This window comes from Hymenobacter gummosus (genome assembly GCF_003970915.1).
GTDB lineage: Bacteria > Bacteroidota > Bacteroidia > Cytophagales > Hymenobacteraceae > Solirubrum > Solirubrum gummosum.
Genome location: NZ_RXOF01000014.1, coordinates 26,304 through 42,111, shown reverse-complemented (window position 1 = coordinate 42,111; position 15,808 = coordinate 26,304). Strand labels below are relative to the sequence as shown.

General features: G+C 66.0%; 15 protein-coding genes. 6 read left to right on the top strand and 9 right to left on the bottom strand.

The genetic code is table 11. The annotated features are described in order from the left end of the window. Window positions 1-47 precede the first annotated feature (47 nt). The 4 genes from EJV47_RS20550 to EJV47_RS20535 form a co-directional block, all read right to left on the bottom strand. Complete coding sequence (locus EJV47_RS20550) at window positions 48-911, bottom strand: hypothetical protein (protein ID WP_126695086.1); 864 nt, start codon at window positions 909-911, stop codon at window positions 48-50. Window positions 912-1,077: 166 nt separating this feature from the next. Next, window positions 1,078-2,397: a PepSY-associated TM helix domain-containing protein gene (locus tag EJV47_RS20545; protein WP_165903851.1), complete on the bottom strand. Its 1,320-nt coding sequence runs from the start codon at window positions 2,395-2,397 to the stop codon at window positions 1,078-1,080. Between the two features lie 90 nt (window positions 2,398-2,487). After that, window positions 2,488-5,013, bottom strand: a complete 2,526-nt coding sequence (locus EJV47_RS20540) for a TonB-dependent receptor (RefSeq protein WP_126695084.1) — start codon at window positions 5,011-5,013, stop codon at window positions 2,488-2,490. 386 nt (window positions 5,014-5,399) lie between these two features. Next, entirely contained in the window at window positions 5,400-6,437 is a 1,038-nt protein-coding gene (locus EJV47_RS20535) for an LLM class flavin-dependent oxidoreductase (protein ID WP_126695083.1), read from the bottom strand. Between the two features lie 140 nt (window positions 6,438-6,577). Here EJV47_RS20535 and EJV47_RS20530 point away from each other — a divergent pair, with 140 nt between their 5' ends. Then, window positions 6,578-7,177: a Crp/Fnr family transcriptional regulator gene (locus EJV47_RS20530; RefSeq protein ID WP_126695082.1), complete on the top strand. Its 600-nt coding sequence runs from the start codon at window positions 6,578-6,580 to the stop codon at window positions 7,175-7,177. A gap of 119 nt (window positions 7,178-7,296) precedes the next feature. On the opposite strand, the gene EJV47_RS20525 is transcribed toward EJV47_RS20530, so the two are convergent. From EJV47_RS20525 to EJV47_RS20515, 3 genes are all read right to left on the bottom strand, one after another. Further along, window positions 7,297-7,773 (bottom strand): cupin domain-containing protein, encoded by a 477-nt coding sequence (locus EJV47_RS20525; protein WP_126695081.1) that lies wholly within the window; start codon window positions 7,771-7,773, stop codon window positions 7,297-7,299. Window positions 7,774-7,806: 33 nt separating this feature from the next. Further along, complete coding sequence (locus tag EJV47_RS20520) at window positions 7,807-8,175, bottom strand: VOC family protein (protein ID WP_126695080.1); 369 nt, start codon at window positions 8,173-8,175, stop codon at window positions 7,807-7,809. Between the two features lie 61 nt (window positions 8,176-8,236). After that, complete coding sequence (locus EJV47_RS20515) at window positions 8,237-8,635, bottom strand: hypothetical protein (RefSeq protein ID WP_126695079.1); 399 nt, start codon at window positions 8,633-8,635, stop codon at window positions 8,237-8,239. 124 nt (window positions 8,636-8,759) lie between these two features. Between EJV47_RS20515 and ygiD the strand changes: the two genes are divergently transcribed. Beyond that, complete coding sequence (gene ygiD, locus EJV47_RS20510) at window positions 8,760-9,650, top strand: 4,5-DOPA-extradiol-dioxygenase (RefSeq protein ID WP_207895942.1); 891 nt, start codon at window positions 8,760-8,762, stop codon at window positions 9,648-9,650. A gap of 61 nt (window positions 9,651-9,711) precedes the next feature. Here the strand turns inward: ygiD and EJV47_RS20505 are convergent, their stop codons facing one another. Further along, window positions 9,712-10,284, bottom strand: a complete 573-nt coding sequence (locus tag EJV47_RS20505) for a hypothetical protein (RefSeq protein ID WP_126695078.1) — start codon at window positions 10,282-10,284, stop codon at window positions 9,712-9,714. Between the two features lie 7 nt (window positions 10,285-10,291). After that, entirely contained in the window at window positions 10,292-11,533 is a 1,242-nt protein-coding gene (locus tag EJV47_RS20500) for a molybdopterin molybdotransferase MoeA (RefSeq protein WP_126695077.1), read from the bottom strand. Between the two features lie 245 nt (window positions 11,534-11,778). Between EJV47_RS20500 and moaC the strand changes: the two genes are divergently transcribed. From moaC to EJV47_RS20480, 4 genes are all read left to right on the top strand, one after another. Next, a complete protein-coding gene (gene moaC / locus EJV47_RS20495; RefSeq protein ID WP_126695076.1) occupies window positions 11,779-12,267 on the top strand; it encodes a cyclic pyranopterin monophosphate synthase MoaC in 489 nt (162 codons plus the stop codon). Window positions 12,268-12,438: 171 nt separating this feature from the next. Next, a complete protein-coding gene (locus tag EJV47_RS20490) occupies window positions 12,439-13,605 on the top strand; it encodes an NTP transferase domain-containing protein (protein ID WP_126695075.1) in 1,167 nt (388 codons plus the stop codon). Between the two features lie 63 nt (window positions 13,606-13,668). Next, on the top strand, window positions 13,669-14,970 hold the full coding sequence (locus tag EJV47_RS20485) for a leucine-rich repeat domain-containing protein (RefSeq protein WP_126695074.1): 1,302 nt from the start codon (window positions 13,669-13,671) through the stop codon (window positions 14,968-14,970). A 245-nt stretch (window positions 14,971-15,215) separates the two neighbouring features. Beyond that, window positions 15,216-15,788 carry a (2Fe-2S)-binding protein gene (locus EJV47_RS20480; protein ID WP_126695073.1) on the top strand — a complete coding sequence of 191 codons (573 nt, stop codon included), beginning with the start codon at window positions 15,216-15,218 and terminating at the stop codon, window positions 15,786-15,788. The last annotated feature ends 20 nt before the right edge of the window (window positions 15,789-15,808 follow it).

Here is a 15,808-nt window from a genome sequence, read left to right as displayed (position 1 = left end):
CGAAAAGCAAAACCGCCCGGCAGCCTGCGCTGCCGGGCGGTTTTGCTTTAGGCAAGGCTATTTCCCGGACAGGGCGCAGTCCAGCGCGGGGGCCTGGGCGGGTACGTGGTTGCGGCCCACCACGGCAAAAACGCGCTGACCGGCCCGGGCTTTGGCGGCCAGGGTGCGGTACATGTACAGGTTGCGAAACTCGCTGGAGGCGCGGTTGATGTCGTTGGTGAACTTGCCGCCGGGTCGAACCAGGCGGCGGGGGCTTCCCACCAGTTGCTGCCGTCGGACCAGTACTTGCGGTAGGCCGTTTCCAGCTCGGCCACGGTGCGGATGACCTGGTCGGAGCCGGGCAGCACCTGGGCGCTGCGGGCCAGCAGCTTCTCGGTGGCCTGCACGATCTGGGCCTGGGTGGCGCCGGTGCGGGTGCGCAGGCGCTGGGCTTCGCGCAGCAGGTAAAACAGCTTGAGTTGCTCCAAATCGATTTTGGCTTTCAGGTACTGGTACTCCGCCACCGGGTTGTCGAGGGGCTCCACTGGCAGGCCGCGCTGCCGGGCCAGCCAGCGCACGTAGCCCGATTCGCCGTACTGGCTGATGGTGCCGGCCGCGGTGCTGTCGACGCCGCGATTGGGGCCTTCGAAGAACACCACCGTGGGCCGAGCGGCTTCAAACGCCCGCAGCAGGCGCGCAAACTGCTCGTGGCCGGGGTCCTGGCTGTGCTCGGCCCCGAAATACGCGACGCTGCCGCCCCCGGCGGTGGCGCGCACGTAGTTCCAGGAGGCCGGCGCCGCCCCCTGACGGGCGTAGCCGACAAGCTGCTGGTCGCAGGGGCTGGGCGGCAGGGAAGCCGGCGACTGAGCCAGGGCCGGTGCGGCGGCGGCGGTGAGCAGGCCGATCAGCAGGGCGGGGAAGTGGGTTTTCATAGCGGAGGAGAGGAACAGGACGGGGCCGCAAGTTGGCCAATTCAGCCGCCCGACGAAACCACATATGCGGGTGAGGGCCGCCCCATGACCTGGCGTAAAACGTCGGCGGCCCGGCCGGTTTCGCGCAGAAACCAGTCGGGCCGCCGGGCGGTGAAGTAGCTGCAGCTTAGGCCGCCGCCGTAGCTACCTGCTTCTTAGCAAGCTTCTTTTTCTCCTTTTTCAGGCGGTTCAGCCACATAATCACGCCCGTGACGGGGAAGGTTACGCCCAGCACGCAGACGATGAGGGCCAGAATCTTGGAGGGCGTGCCGTAGATGGCGCCGGTGTGCACGGGCTTGAAGGTGCGGCGCACGCGCTGGCCCAGGTTGCGGTCCTCGAAGGCCAGCTTGCCCAGCGGGCGGCCAGTGTACTGGTCGAGGTACAGCTCGTCGGTGGCACCCTCGTAGGCCGCGTCGGCCGAGGTGGTCATCACGCGCAGGGCCTCGGTGGAGTCCTTGGGCAGCGAAATGGCGTAGGACAGGGCATCGGGCACCTGCTGGCGGGCCACGGTGTAGGCTTGGTCGAAGCCGAGCTTCTGCCCGCTCACCACCACTTCCGATTTCGGGGCTTCCGGGCCTTTCGGGTCAGAATTGGTAACGGCGAAGATGCCGTTGTTGAACCACTCAAACGACCAGGCTAGGCCGGTGAAGGCGAAGATGAACAGGAACAGGGCCGAGTAAAAGCCCAGCACAATGTGCAAGTCGTGGTTGAGGCGCTTGAAGCTCGCGTCCCACTTCACCGTCAGCCGCTGCTTCAGAATCTTGTTCGAGGCCGGCCACCACAGTACGATGCCGGTGACAATGATGAAGAGGAACATGAGCGTGGACACGCCCACGATGAGCTTGCCCACCGGCCCGCCCACCATGCCGCGGTGCAGGGCCATCATGGTGAAAAAGAACGAGTCGCGGTACACGTAGGGGCCCACCACGGCGCCGGTGTAGGGGTTCACGAAGTACTGCGGGCCGCGGCCGCCTTCGCCGCCGCCACCTTTGCCCTTTTCGCCCTTACCGCCTTTCTGGCCCTGGCCTTCGCCCCGGCCGCCCCGCTCACCGCCCGGGCCCGCCTGGCCGGCCCGCTGCTGGCCGCCGCCTTCGCCGCGGCCCATGCGGCCTTCCTTGCCGCCCTCACGGCCCTCCTTACCGCCCTTCTCACCCGGCCCCCCACCAGCCAGGCTGATTTCGGCGGTGCGGGTGGGGTCGGCGTAGATTTTCACGCCGGCAATGTTGGCTTTGGGCCCGGCCTGGGCCTGCACGGCGGCCACCATCTGCTCCACGCTCAGGCGCGGGGCGTCGGCGGCGGGCGGCGTCACGCGGTACCGCTTCGGGTGAAACTGCTGCTCCAGCTCTTTCTCGAACACGAGCACGGCGCCGGTAAAGCACACGACGGCAATGACAAGGCCCGCAACCAGGCTGAGGTAGAGGTGAATGTTGCGAAAGAAAATCTTCATGGCGGAAGCTGAGTGACTATTCATGCCGAACCCACCGAGCCTGGCGGCCCGATGGGTTGGCAGTGGTCCTGAGAAACCAGGGCAGATGGATTAGCGGATCTTGTAGGCCAGCGTGGCCGAGTAGTTGCGCGGGGCAATGGGGTTCACGCTGTTGTCGTCGTGCAGGTTGTAGCTCAGCTCGTTGAGCAGGTTGGCGGCCTTCACCCGCAGCGAGAACCGGTCGTAGGTGTAGCCCAGCGAGGCGTCGAACAGCAGGTAGTTCGGGATGGTGATGAACTTGTTGGCGTCCGGAATCAGGTTGCCATCCTTGTCGTACTGGTTGCGCGGGTTGCGGCCGGCAATTTTGTCGCCCACGTAGTAGGAGGTGATGCCCGCGTTCAGGCCGCGCAGGAAGGTGTGGTCGGCAAACAGGTTGTTGAAGTTGTAGTACAGGCTCAGGTTGGCCGTGTGGGCGGGGTTGTAGCGCAGGCGGCTGCCGGTCGAGTAGATGTTGCTCTTGGTGTAGGCCGTGTTGTTGTAGCTGTAGCCGGCAATGAACGTCCAGCCCAGGTAGGGCTTGCTGAACACGTCCACTTCCACGCCCTTGCTTGTCACTTCCCCGGCCAGCTCCTGGGCGGCGGTGAAGTTCGGGTTCCAGGCCGGGTTAAGCACCCCGCCGGCGAAATACTGCTGAATGGTCTGCGCCTGGTTGTTGTTCACAATCTGGTAGGCCGTCACGTTGGCCGAGAGCAGGCCGTGGAACAGGTCGTTCTTCACGCCTAGCTCGTACTGCTTGATCATCGACGGGGCCAGGTTGCGGCCGGTGTTGTCGATGCCCGTGTTCGGGGAGAAGGAGTTCGAGAAGGAAGCAAACAGCGAGAGGGTCTTGATGGGCTGGTACACCAGGCCCAGGCGCGGCGTCACGGCGTTGTCGAAGCGGCGGTTTTCGCGCACCGTCACCTGCTGCACGGCGGCCGTAGGCGGGGTGTAGGTGTACACGTCGCTGGGGGTTTCCTGGTAGCTCCAGCGCAGGCCCACCAGGGCTTTCAGCTGCTCGGTGAAGGTGAGCATGTCCTGGGCGTAGAAGCCGGCGCGGCGGGTGTTGCCCAGCGTGCGGGTGTTCAGGGCCAGCTCGTCGAAGCCGCCGACGGGCACCGTGCCAGCCGGCAGCGACACGGCCTTGGTCGGGTCGAGCAGGTTCAGCGCGTCGTAGGGACGGGCGGTGTAGGCCAGGTTGTTGGTCTGGTACTGGTCCACGTCGGCGCCCACCAGCAGGGTGTGGCCCAGGAAGCCGGTGCGGAAGGTGCCGGTGAAGTCGAGCTGAGCCAGGTAGTAGTTTTCGCGGGTTTTGCTGCGCTGCAGGTTGCGGTTCCAGTTGCCGTAGTTCGGGCCGGGCGTGATGACGGAGGCCACCGGGCGGGCGGCGCTGCGCTGCTCGTTGTCGTAGCGCTGGAAGCCGGCCACGGCCCGCACCTGCCACACGTCGGAGAGGCGGCTGCTGAGGGTGGCGGTGGTGCTGGTCTGCTGGGTGGCGTTGCGGGCGCCGGCCACGTTCAGGAAGCGGGTGCGCGACTCAAAAATCTGGTAGTCCACGGCGCCCACGCCGAAGTCGGGGGTGCGGTTGTCGCGCAGGTAGTCGCCCTCCACCACCAGCGTGGTCTTGGGGCTGAGCTTGAAGAGCAGCGAGGGGTTGACGTACACGCGGTTGGACTCCACCTCGTCGCGGAAGCTGCCCGCCTGCTCGTAGGTGCCGTTCAGGCGGAAGGCTACTTTTTCGCTCTGGCCCACGGCGCCGTACACGTCCACCATCGGCTTCCAGAAGCCGAAGGAGCCCACGCGCAGGGCCGCGGTGCCGCCCTGCTCAAACTTGGGCTTTTTGGTCACCAGGTTCAGCACGCCGCCGGCGGCCACGTTGCCGTACAGGATGGCGGCGCTGCCCTTGAGCACTTCCATGCTTTCCAGCGAGGAAGCCTCGGGCATCACCCCGTTGTTGAAGCGCACCCCGTTCTTGAAGGTGTTGTTCGAGCCGTAGGCGAAGCCGCGGCTGCCCAGCTCTTCCTGGGTGCCGCCGGTGGTACTGGTCACGTAAATACCCGACACGTTCACGATGGCGTCGCTCAGGCGCAGCACCTGCTGCTGCTCCAGCGTCTGCTGGCTCACCGTCACCACGCTCTGGGGCAGGTCGAAGGGGCGTACCGGCATCTTGCCCACGCTGGTCGGGCGCTGGTTGATGTTGCGCGTTTCGGTGATTTGGACCTCCGTGAGCTGGTTGTCGCCCTTAACGAGGGTCACAGCGGGCACGTTGATGGTGCCCTTGGCCGTTACCTCCACCGGAATTTCCTGCGTGAGGTAGCCCAGGTAGGTAATGGCCAGCGTGTGCGCCCCGGCCGGTACGCGCAGCCGGAACGAGCCGTCGGCCTCCACCGGAGTGCCGATGGACGTACCCTTCACCAGCACCGAAACCCCTTCGGCCGGTTGCCCGTCGGCCAGCGCCACTTTCCCCGTTACCACGCCGCTGGCGGGCTGCGTCGTCGCGTTCGGGTTGTCGCCGCCGCGGTAGGTGAGGGAGGTCAGGGAGCTTGCGTTGAGGGCCAGCGGAGCTACTGCCAGCAGCAGGAAGGGGAGCGTACGGTTCATCTGGTTATTTAGACCGATTCAAAAGTGGTGCAAAGCAACGCACTGTTTAGATTCGGTCCAAACAAACATTAAAACAAAATGAAACTTTTCTAAATAAGCTGATAAATGTCATCTACGGAGTGGCAGCAGGTAAGCAACACCAGAACGTCATCCTGAGCAGCGCGAAGGACCTTCCTCGTACCCAGCACTGCCCCCTCCGACAGAGTGCAGACACCTACCTTCATCCTGTAACAATAGAAGAAGCGCAGCCCCTAACTGGTAGTGGCTGCGCTTTATCGTTGCAGTCGATTAGTGTCTGCACGTTGGCATCAGCGGCGGTGCGGGGTGCGAGGAAGGTCCTTCGCGCTGCTCAGGATGACGGGCTGATTTACGATGACGTTCTTGATTTACACCGTGGCCGCGGCCGCCGGCACCAGCTCAAAGGCTTCGGCCAGCAGCTCGTAGGAGCGGAGGCGGTCCTGGAAGTCGGCGGTGATGGTGACGATGACGACTTCGTCGACCTGGTAGCTGCGGGCCAGATCCGTGAGCTGCTCGCGCAGCTGCGCGGGCGTGCCGCTCAGGATGCGGTTGCGGTTGTAGGCCAGGCGGCCGCGCTCCTCGTCGGTGTAGGGGTAGGTGCGGGCTTCCTCGTAGCTGGGGAAGGGGCCGCGGCGGTTTTGCTCGATGCGCAGCATCTGCAGCTCCATGGCGGCGCGCAGCTCGTGGGCCTTCTGCTCGGTGTCGGCGCAGAGCACGAACACGGCCACGTTGGCGGTGGGCTCGGCGAAGAAAGCGGAGGGCTTAAACCGGTCCCGGTACAGCTGCATCAGCTTCGGGCCGCTGTTGGGGTTGATGAACTGGGCAAAGGAAAACGCCATGCCCAGGTGGGCCGCGAACAAGCCGCTTTGCCCGCTGGAGCTGAGCAGCCAGGGCTCGGGCACGGTGGCGGCCTGGGGCATGGCCTTCACCCTGGCGTGGATGGTATCGGGCACTTCCTCGTCGAACAGAAAGGCCTTGAGGTCCATGAGCTGCTCGGCAAATTCCTCGTCGCTGAACTGGTTGCCGGGGTTGAGCACCTGGGCCGTAAACCGGTCGGAGCCCGGGGCGCGGCCGATACCCAGGTCGATGCGGCCGGGGAACAGCGTTTCGAGCATGCGGAAGTTCTCGGCCACTTTCAGGGCCGAGTAGTGCGGCAGCATCACCCCGCCCGAGCCCAGGCGGATGCGCTCCGTCTGGCCCGCGAGGTGGGCAATGAGCACCTCCGGGGTGGTGCCGGCCAGAAAGGGCGTGTTGTGGTGCTCCGACACCCAGAAGCGGTGGTAGCCGAGGCGGTCGGCCAGCCGGGCCAGCTGCACGGTTTCGAGCACGGCCTGCCGGGGCGTGGCGCCGGGCCGCACCGGCGACTGGTCGAGCACGCTCAGGCGCAGGCGTGGGGTGGATTCCATAGAAAAGGCGGTGGGTGGATTAAGGCTGGTATAACCAGCTGGCCCGGCCATCGGTTCGGCCGCGGCGGTACCTTGGCCGATACCAGCCGCCCGCCGCCCGCCACCGCCGCCCGGGCCGCCGCGCCCCCGATATTGCGGCTATGAACCCACCCGCTGCTCCGCTCACCGTCCTGCACGAGTACTTCCGCCGCCAGCTGCCCGAGGCTACGGCCGCGCAGCTCACGGCCATCGAAGCCCTGTTTGAGCCCCGCCAGCTGGCCCGGCACGAGGTGCTCCTGCGGGCGGGCGAAGTCGCGCGCGTGGGCGCGTTCGTGGCGCGCGGGTGCCTGCGTTCCTTCGTGGTCGACGAGAAGGGCAAGGAGCACATCGTGCAGTTTGCGCCCGAAAATTGGTGGATCAGTGACCAGAACAGCCTCAACCGCCAGGAGCCCGCGCTGTTCAGCATCGACGCGGTGGAGGACGCCGACGTGCTGCTGTTCGACGCGACGTTTTTCCGCAAGCTCAGCCAGCTCACACCCGCCTTTACCGAGTTCTTCCACCGCCTGCTCCAGAACAACGTGCGCACCCTGCAGCGCCGCCTGGTTCTCACGCTCAGCGCCCCGGCCGAGCAGCGCTACCTCGATTTCGGGCAGACGTACCCCACCCTGGCCCGCCGCCTGCCCCAGCGCATGATTGCCAGCTACCTGGGCGTCACGCCGGAGTCCTTGAGCCGCATCCGGCGCGAGCTGGCCGGGCACTGAGGCTGGGGACGCTGGCATGTAGCGCGGGCTTTAGCCCGCGTCCGCCCGAACGAAATCGTCCAGATGGACGCGGGCTGAAGCCCGCGCTACAGTGGTCGGCCGCCGCTCGGCAACTTGGGTTACGTAAACTGCTCGATAACGCCCTGCAGCTGCGGAAACTCCCGGGTCAGCGCGGCGCGGTCTGCCAGCTCGAAGTCGGCAAAGTCGAAGCCCGGGGCCACGGTGCAGCTGACCAGGCCGTAGCCGCGGCCGCCCTGCACGCGGGCGCCAAACCAGTGGTGAGCGGGCACCACGGCCTGCGGCACCTGGCCTTTATCCGCGTCGGGGCCCAGCACGATGGTGGTCAGCTGACCGTCGGCGATGATGACGATTTCCAGCGGCTGGCCCTGGTGGAAAAACCACAGCTCGTCGGACTTGATGCGGTGGAAGTGCGACTTGTCCTGGTTTTCGAGCAGGTAGTAAATGGCCGTGCTCACGCTGCGCGGCTGGCCGTCGGCGTTGGCGACGGTCTGGGCCGCACGGTAGGTTTCGCGGTAGTAGCCGCCCTCGGGGTGGGGCAGCAGCTGGAGCTGGCGGATAAGGTCCTGGGCGGTCATGGCGCTGGGAAAGGAGGAATGCAAGAAGGGCCGTTAGGCTTGGTTGAACTCGCCAATATGCCACAGAATGCCGGCGGGGTCGTGCACGAATCCTTCCTGGCCCCAGGCCTCCTGCCGGATAGCCGAAACCCGAACCCCCGGGAAGCGGCCCGGCAAGTCCAGGGCCGTCAGCTCGCGCCAGTACTGCTCCACGTCCGCGACTTCCAGAAACAGCATCGTGTTGCCGATCCAGTCGGCCACGTAGGCCGCCTGCAGGTAAAAGCAGGCGCCCGGCCGCGCAAAAAGCGACATGGTCGGGGTCAAAACCGTTTCGGTGAAGCCAAAGGCGCGGTAGAAGCTGCGCGAAACGGCGAAGTCTTTGGACCCGATGAAAGGCCGGAGGGAAAGGGCTTGCTGCTGCATATGGTAGAAACAGGGGCGATTGGTATAGCCGGGCCGAATATGGCAGGTATCTGGTCAGGCGTCACCACGCTGCCCCGTCTGCCCGGCTTACCCAGCGGGCGTTGCGGCCTTCGGTTTCCACGTACAGCACCGCCGCGGCGCCGAACACCAGCAGCGTGTTTTGGTCGGCCCAGCCGCGCAGGCCAGCCGCCAGCGCTTCGGCGGTGGGCAGGCGGCGGCCATCCAGGGCGGGGTCGGTAGAAAGCAGGTAGCAGTCGGCAAACGGGCGGACCCGGGCGGCCAGCTGGCTTTCGGTGGGGCAGGGCTCCAGCAGTTCGGTGCGAAAAACGCCGTGGGCCAGCGCCGCCAGAAACTTGGGGCGGCTTTTGGGGCTGCGGATGCAGGCCAGAAACCGCTCCTGCTGCTGAGGCACTATCCATTGGCGGATAACCCGGGCTTCAAGGTCAAATTCGTAAGGCATGGCGGGTAGGCTGGGCCCTTAAGGTAGCAGCGTTTGAGCAAGCCCGCATTTCTTACCATACATCAAGGCGCGGGCCCTGCCCGGGCAGGTAATTTTGCACCGTACCAAACTCCGGAAGCCGCCGATGGACCGCAAAGCCTTTCTGAAGACGCTGGCCCTGCTGCCGTTTGCTTCCGCCGCTGCCATGAACCTGCAAGACCTTCATAAAGTATCGTCCTCGTTCCAGACCAGCGCCAAGATGCCGGTGCTCTTCATCGGGCACGGCTCCCCGATGAACGCCCTGGAAGACAACACCTTCACCCGCGCCCTGAAGCAGATGGGCGAGGACATTCGCCGGCGGCAGAAGCCCAACGCCATCCTGGTGGTGTCGGCGCACTGGCTCACCCGCGGCTCGGCCGTGACGCTGAACGAGCGGCCCGAAACCATCCACGACTTCGGCGGCTTCCCGCAGGAGCTGTTTGCCATGCAGTACCCCGCCCCCGGCGCGCCCGCGTACGCCAAGCAGGCCATGGCCCTGGTGCCCGATTTGCACGGCTCCGACGAGTGGGGCCTCGACCACGGCACCTGGACGGTGCTGCACCACCTGTTCCCCGCCGCCGACGTGCCCGTGTTCCAGCTCAGCCTCGACGTGCACAAGTCGCCCGCTCAGCACTTCGCCCTGGCCCGGCAGCTGCAGGAGCTGCGCCGCCGCGGCGTGCTCATCATCGGCTCGGGCAACGTGGTGCACAACCTGCGCCTGAGCATGCAGAAGCTCATGGCCGGCGACGCCTCGGCCTACGACTGGGCCGTGGAGTTCGACGAGTGGGTGAAAACGCGCATCGACCAGCGCGACTTCACCGCCCTCTTCGACGTGCAGAAAGCCGGCGCCAGCGGCCCGCTCGCGGTGCCCACCCCCGACCACTACTGGCCCCTGCTCTACTCCCTGGCCCTGGCCGACCGGGACGAGCCCATCCACCACGCCTTCGAGGAAGTCAGCTTCGGCGGGCTGAGCATGCGCACGGTGGCCATCGGCTAAGGCTAAAAAGTCCAGCGCCCCGGAGCGGCCGTAAGCAGCCGCCCCGGGGCGCTGGCGTAGATTAGAAGTCGGGCTTGCCCTCAATCCAGAAATCCAGCAGGCTCTCCTGCCCGATGTGCGGGGTATATTTGGCCGCTAATACTGCCAGGTCAGGACTGGTTTCCAGCGGAATCCACTCCGGAAAGCCCGGATGATGACATTCGCGCTGCACTTGCCACCGGTCGGCGGGCAGCTTGGCGAAAATCAGCACCGCATCGTACCATTTGTGGCGGACAAACCAGGCTTCGTCGATGCCCCAACTCTCGGGAGTGTCGCGGCAGAAATACAGTACCAACTGCTTCGGTTCGGTATCGAGGTAGAGGTCGGGGTAGGGTGAGTGGGCCCGGGCGGTAGTCAGCACCAGCGCGTGCTCGGCCGCTGTGATGGTGCTTGGCTTGTGCTTACGCCACACGATTTTGCCGTCGTGCGGGTACTCATACCACTCGAAGCCGGCTGGCATTTCGTTGACCAATTCGTCGGGCGGGTACTGGGCCGGGTCGTTGACGAGGTAATAGCGTGTTCCTCCTTTGCTGGCCTGTACAGCCCGCAGGTACTTGGTTTCGCCCTTGCGGTTGGTGTAGCTGAGAGGCGGCATAGGTAAATCAGAAGTCTGAACGAGTTGTCACATTGCGAAACCGCCACACCGGCAGCACCTCGCCGGCCCGAAACTCCGTGCGCTCGGCCGGCAGCTCCACGAACCCGTCCGAGGGCAGCAGGCTGGCCATGTCGCCGGAGCCGTGGGCGCGCTCGGGCGTGGCCAGCAGGCGGCCGGTGGCATCGGGGCGCAGGCTCACGAGCAGAAAGTGGGTCAGCGCGGGCCTGAAGGTCACGTCGGCGGCCAGTACGGCGGGGGCGGGCGGGGCGAACTGCGGGGCGGGCAGCTGCACGGCCCGCAGCCAGGGCGCGGCGTAGCGGTAGTAGTTGATAAACGTGGACACCGGGTTGCCGGGCAGGGCGAAAACCACCGCGCCGCCGGGGTGGCGGCCAAACCAGAACGGCTTACCCGGCCGCTGCTGCACCTGGTGAAACAGCTGCTCGGCCCCGGCCGCCTGCAGGGCCTGGGGCAGGTAATCCGCCTTGCCCATCGATACGCCGCCGCTGAGCAGCACCGCGTCGTAGCCCGTCAGCAAGGGGGGCAGGCCCGCGGCCAGGGCGGCCGGGTCGTCGTCGAAGTGAAAAAGCTGGCCCTCGGCGCCGGCCTGTTGTACGGCCGCCAGCAGCATGTAGGCGTTGGAGCGGCGGATCTGGTGCGGGGCGGGCTCGTCGGCAATGTCCACCAGCTCGTCGCCGGTGCTGACCACGGCCACCCGGGGGCGGCGGGCCACCGCCAGCGTCACGGCCCCGACGGTGGCGGCCACCGCAATTTCGGCCGGGCCAAGCAGGGTGCCGGCCGGCAGCAGCAGCGCGCCGGCGGCCTGGTCGGAGCCCTGCCGGTGCACGTTGTGGCCCGCGGCGGGCGGGGGCGCCAGCACGGTGGCTAGCCGGCGGCCGTCGGGCAACTCCTCGATGCGCAGGTCCTCGTAGCGCACCACCGCGTCGGTGCCGGGCGGCAGCACGGCCCCGGTCATGATTTCGACGGCGGCCGCGGCGTCGCGGAGCGCGGCGGGGGGCTGGCCGGCAAACTGGGTGCTTTCGAGGACGAACTGCGTCTGGCCAGCGGCCGTGGCCTCGTAGCGCAGCGCAATGCCGTCCATCGTCACGCGGTCGAAGGGCGGAAAGGGGCGGTCGGCGTACACGGCTTCGCGCAGCACGCGGCCGGCGGCCTGGGTGAGCAGCACGGTTTCGGCGGGTAGGGGAGTGGCCGTGGCCTGCACCCGGCGGGTAGCTTCGTCGACGGAAATCATGCGGGCGAAGGTAACGGGCCGGCGCTGGGTACGCACCGTTCGCGTCGTAGCGCGAACCGAAGGTCGACGCAGTCAAGCTCTGCTTCGCGTAACCAGCACGTTTGTCGCAGAACGAAATCAACGCGCGCCGTTCAACGATTATCGTTCTGAATACGCGAAGCAGAGCTTGACTGCGTCGACCTTCGGTTCGCGCTACGGCGCCGCCGACCCAGGCGGCACCGCTGCCTTCCGTACCTTGCCGCCTTATGTCTGATTCCGCCAAACTCACCCACCTCAACGACGCCGGGCAGCCGGCCATGGTCGACGTCGGCTCCAAAGCCGTAACGCGCCGCGTGGCCCGGGCCCGCAGCCGCGTCGTGCTCGGCGCCGATATCCTGGCCCTGGTGGAGCAGGGCGACCTGCCCACCCGCAAGGGGCCGGTGTTCCAGACGGCCATCCTGGCCGGCATCATGGCCGCCAAGAAAACCGCCGACCTGATTCCGCTCTGCCACCCGCTGGGCCTCGACAACTGCCAGGTAACCGTAACCGTGGCCCCGCCCGACGCCGTCGTCATCGAGTGCACCGCCACCGTGACGGGTAAAACCGGCGTGGAAATGGAAGCCCTGACCGGCGCCTCCGTAGCCGCGCTGACCATCTACGACATGTGCAAGGCCCTCTCGCACGACATCGTCATTCAGGAAACGCGGCTGCTCTCGAAAACCGGCGGCAAAAGCGACTTTCAGCACGCGGAGTAGCTGCCCGTAGCATAAGCTTTAGCTTGTGCTGCCGCGGTACGCGGCAAGGTGGAACTGCGCCAGCAGTATGAGTGCCAGAAGACGCGCCCCCGCATTGCGGCCGTTAGCCGCAGCACAAGCTAAACCGCAGGTCGACGTAGTCAAGCTTATGCTACCTCCCTTACGACCCTCATGGAACCGAACAAACACCAGAAACACGCCGCGCTGGCCCGGCCCGATATCGGGGAATTCGGCCGGCACGAGCTGGGCTTCCTCGGGGCGCCCTGCGGCGTCATCAAGGACCTGGCGGCCCGGCTGCTGCCCCTGCTCACGCCCGCCCTGCGCGTGGCCTACGTGGATGCCGACCACGCCGCCGGCGACGACGCGGCCGACGGCGGGGCGGGCGGGGCCGATGCCATCCTGCAGGCCGGCGCCGCGGCTGAGCTGACCGATAAAATCCACTTCCGCCGCCTCGATGTGCGCCGCGGAATGGACAAGTTCATCCAGCCCCAGTGGCTGCACGAGCAAAGCCTGGTACTGGTCAACGGCAACCATTTCCGCGCCCGGCAGCAGGTGGTCATTATCGACGCGCGCAAGCCCCTGGACAAGAAGCTCGACCGTCTTACCGACGTGCAGCTGATTCTGCTGTCGGAAGGCCAAGCGGAAGTGCCCGCGGTGCTGCAAGCCCACCTGGGCGACCAAGCCGTGCCCGTGCTGCCCCTGGCCGATACCGCCGCCATTGCCGCCTGGGTGCAGCAGTGGCTGCTGCGCCACCAAGCCCCGCTGCGCGGCCTGGTGCTGACCGGCGGCCGCAGTCAGCGCATGCAGGAGGACAAAGGCCGGCTGCGCTACCACCAGCAGGAGCAGCAGGAGCACGCCGCCGCGCTTTTGGCCCCGTTCTGCCAGGACGTGCTCATCAGCTGCCGCCCCGATCAGGCGGCCGCCGTGCCCGCCGGCCTGCGCGCCCTGCCCGACCAGTTTCTCGACCTCGGCCCCCTGGGCGGCCTGCTTTCCGCCTTCCGCCACGACCCCAACGCCGCCTGGCTGGTGGTTGCCTGCGACTTACCATTCCTCACCGAGCAGACCCTGCAGCACCTGGTGCAGCAGCGCCACGCCGGCCGCGTCGCCACGGCGTTTCAGAGCCCCGACAACGAGTTTCCCGAGCCGCTCATTACCATCTGGGAGCCGCGCAGCTACCCGGTGCTGCTGCAGTTTCTGGGTCTGGGCTATTCGTGTCCGCGCAAGGTGCTCATCAACTCCGACGTGGAGCTGCTGGCCGCGCCGGCGCCGCAGGAGCTGCGCAACGTAAACACGCCGGCGGAACGCGACGCGGCCCGGCAGGAGCTGGGCGCGGGCTGAGTGGCAGTGAGCAGACAACTGAGCAATTATTTAGGAGGGTGAGCGTGCATTCAATTGTTAATCATGGCTAGCGGCTGGCGCAGGTATTGGATGCTGGTGGTGCTGGCGCTGCTGCTGGCCGGCTGCAAGCCGCTGAAGCGGTTTGCGCAACGGACGTTTCCCCGGCGGCATACCTACACCACGAGCGAGGAATCGGCCCGCTACCTGCGCCGGGCCGATGTAGTGGGCGGAACGGAGCTGGATACCGGGCGTTTTGAGGTGCTGCAGTTTCGTAAGCAACTGCGTAGCACGGCGGTAAGCAGCTACCCCTTCCACGTGGGCTTCGGCCGCTACGAGCAGGAATTGTTCGTGCGCTGCCGGCAGCTGGCGGATATTCCCGTGGGCCAGCCGCTGCCGGTGCCGCACCCCAGCTTCACCCTCAGCGGCTACGACAGCCACGGCCTGTTCCGCCACCTTACGGGCACCGTCACCCGGCTAAGCAGCCCGGCCACGCAGCCCCGCCTGCAGTTCGATTTGCGCTACACCGACAAGCAGAACTGGCCCCACGCGCTGCGGGCCACGTACACTTTTTCGCTGGACTCCGCCTCGGCCGGGCCGGTCGGCAAGGACCAGCAGGGCCACTACACCAACCTGCGCCTGGCGCTGAAAGAGCCGGCCAAGGTAAAAACGCTGGATCTGGTCGATTACGCCGTGCAGCAGCACCTCATCTACGGCGACGCCAGTCCGTTCGACACCCTGTATGCCCGCCTCGGGGAGCTGGTGAACGTGGAAGAAATGAACCTGCACCTGAGTCACCTCGACGAGCTGCCGTGGCAGGGCCTGCCGAAGCTGAAGCGGCTCCGCAAGCTGGATCTGCACGCAACCGGGCTGACGCGGTTTCCGCCGGCGCTGCTGGCCCTGGACAGCCTGCGGGAGCTGAACCTGGAATGGAACCACTTGGACAGCATTCCGGCCGACATTCAGCGGATGAAGGGGCTGCGCGTGCTCAACCTTACCAGCAACCGCCTGGGGCGCTACCCGGAAGCCCTTAACTCGCTGACGGGGCTGCGGGAGCTGTACCTGGGCAATGCCAGCCTGCGCACCCTGCCCGGCAGTATCGGCCGGCTGCGCAATTTGGAGGTGCTGGGGCTGACGGGGCTGTACGCCAACGGTAACCACCACAATCAGCTGACCAGCCTGGATGCACTGTCCGAATTACCAAAGCTGCGCCGCCTTGATTTGAGCGGGGCTATTGCGGGGAAGCTGCCCGAAGCCGTTTACCAGCTCCCCCGGCTGGCGGAGCTGGATATCAGTCGCACCGGGCTCGATTCCACGGCCGTAGACCGCCGCCGCCTACCGACGCTGAAAAAACTGGTGTGGCATTAGGAAGCTAAAGCAGGGGCGCCGGTAAGTGGCGCGGCAAGTAAAGTGCTTGATTTATTGATAATTAACTGGTGTGTGCCAGGTCGGGACTGAGCTCGGCCTTATCAGCGTTATAGTTTAATAAACGATACGCTTCGACAAACTTCACCGCTTTGGCTGGCGTAGGGCTTAAGCACGACTGTTCGGCTTGTCCGGGCTGCCGGGGTTCCCGCCCGTCTTGTTTCCCTATCCCAATTCCAAAGCGCCTTATGAGCATCGTTTCCACATCCAGCGCCGCCGACGACCAGCTGCGGCCGCCGGTGCCGCCCGGCTCCGTCACGCTCCGCATCAACGGCCAGGAGCACACCCTGCGCCTCGCCCCCTGGACCTCCCTGCTCGACGCCCTGCGCGAGTACGTCGGCCTGACGGGCACCAAAAAGGGCTGTGACCACGGCCAGTGCGGCGCCTGCACCGTGCTCGTCGACGGCAAGCGCATCAACAGCTGCCTCACGCTGGCCGTGCTGCAGGAAGGCGCCGACATCACCACCATCGAAGGACTGGGCACGCCCGAGCACCTGCACCCGCTGCAGCAGGCCTTCATCGACCACGACGCCTTCCAGTGCGGCTACTGCACGCCCGGGCAAATCTGCTCGGCCCAGGGGCTCATCAACGAGGGCAAGGCCCACACCGAGGACGAAATTCGGGAGCTGATGAGCGGCAACATCTGCCGCTGCGGCGCCTACGTGGGCATTCTGAACGCGGTGAAGGAAGTGGCTGAAAAAGAATTAAAAATGGCTTCATGCACATGCTATGGGAGCCATGGGCATAGTTCCAATTCTTAATTTTTAATTCATAATTTTTA

Coding starts and splice junctions, on each gene's coding strand:
- EJV47_RS20500 (WP_126695077.1), bottom strand. CDS start 11,533: ATGATTTCCGTCGACGAAGCTACCCGCCGGGTGCAGGCCACGGCCACT.
- EJV47_RS20535 (WP_126695083.1), bottom strand. CDS start 6,437: ATGGAATCCACCCCACGCCTGCGCCTGAGCGTGCTCGACCAGTCGCCG.
- EJV47_RS20485 (WP_126695074.1), top strand. CDS start 13,669: ATGGCTAGCGGCTGGCGCAGGTATTGGATGCTGGTGGTGCTGGCGCTG.
- EJV47_RS20525 (WP_126695081.1), bottom strand. CDS start 7,773: ATGACCGCCCAGGACCTTATCCGCCAGCTCCAGCTGCTGCCCCACCCC.
- EJV47_RS20520 (WP_126695080.1), bottom strand. CDS start 8,175: ATGCAGCAGCAAGCCCTTTCCCTCCGGCCTTTCATCGGGTCCAAAGAC.
- EJV47_RS20530 (WP_126695082.1), top strand. CDS start 6,578: ATGAACCCACCCGCTGCTCCGCTCACCGTCCTGCACGAGTACTTCCGC.
- EJV47_RS20505 (WP_126695078.1), bottom strand. CDS start 10,284: ATGCCGCCTCTCAGCTACACCAACCGCAAGGGCGAAACCAAGTACCTG.
- EJV47_RS20550 (WP_126695086.1), bottom strand. CDS start 911: ATGAAAACCCACTTCCCCGCCCTGCTGATCGGCCTGCTCACCGCCGCC.
- EJV47_RS20540 (WP_126695084.1), bottom strand. CDS start 5,013: ATGAACCGTACGCTCCCCTTCCTGCTGCTGGCAGTAGCTCCGCTGGCC.
- EJV47_RS20480 (WP_126695073.1), top strand. CDS start 15,216: ATGAGCATCGTTTCCACATCCAGCGCCGCCGACGACCAGCTGCGGCCG.
- EJV47_RS20490 (WP_126695075.1), top strand. CDS start 12,439: ATGGAACCGAACAAACACCAGAAACACGCCGCGCTGGCCCGGCCCGAT.
- moaC (WP_126695076.1), top strand. CDS start 11,779: ATGTCTGATTCCGCCAAACTCACCCACCTCAACGACGCCGGGCAGCCG.
- ygiD (WP_207895942.1), top strand. CDS start 8,760: ATGGACCGCAAAGCCTTTCTGAAGACGCTGGCCCTGCTGCCGTTTGCT.
- EJV47_RS20515 (WP_126695079.1), bottom strand. CDS start 8,635: ATGCCTTACGAATTTGACCTTGAAGCCCGGGTTATCCGCCAATGGATA.
- EJV47_RS20545 (WP_165903851.1), bottom strand. CDS start 2,397: ATGAAGATTTTCTTTCGCAACATTCACCTCTACCTCAGCCTGGTTGCG.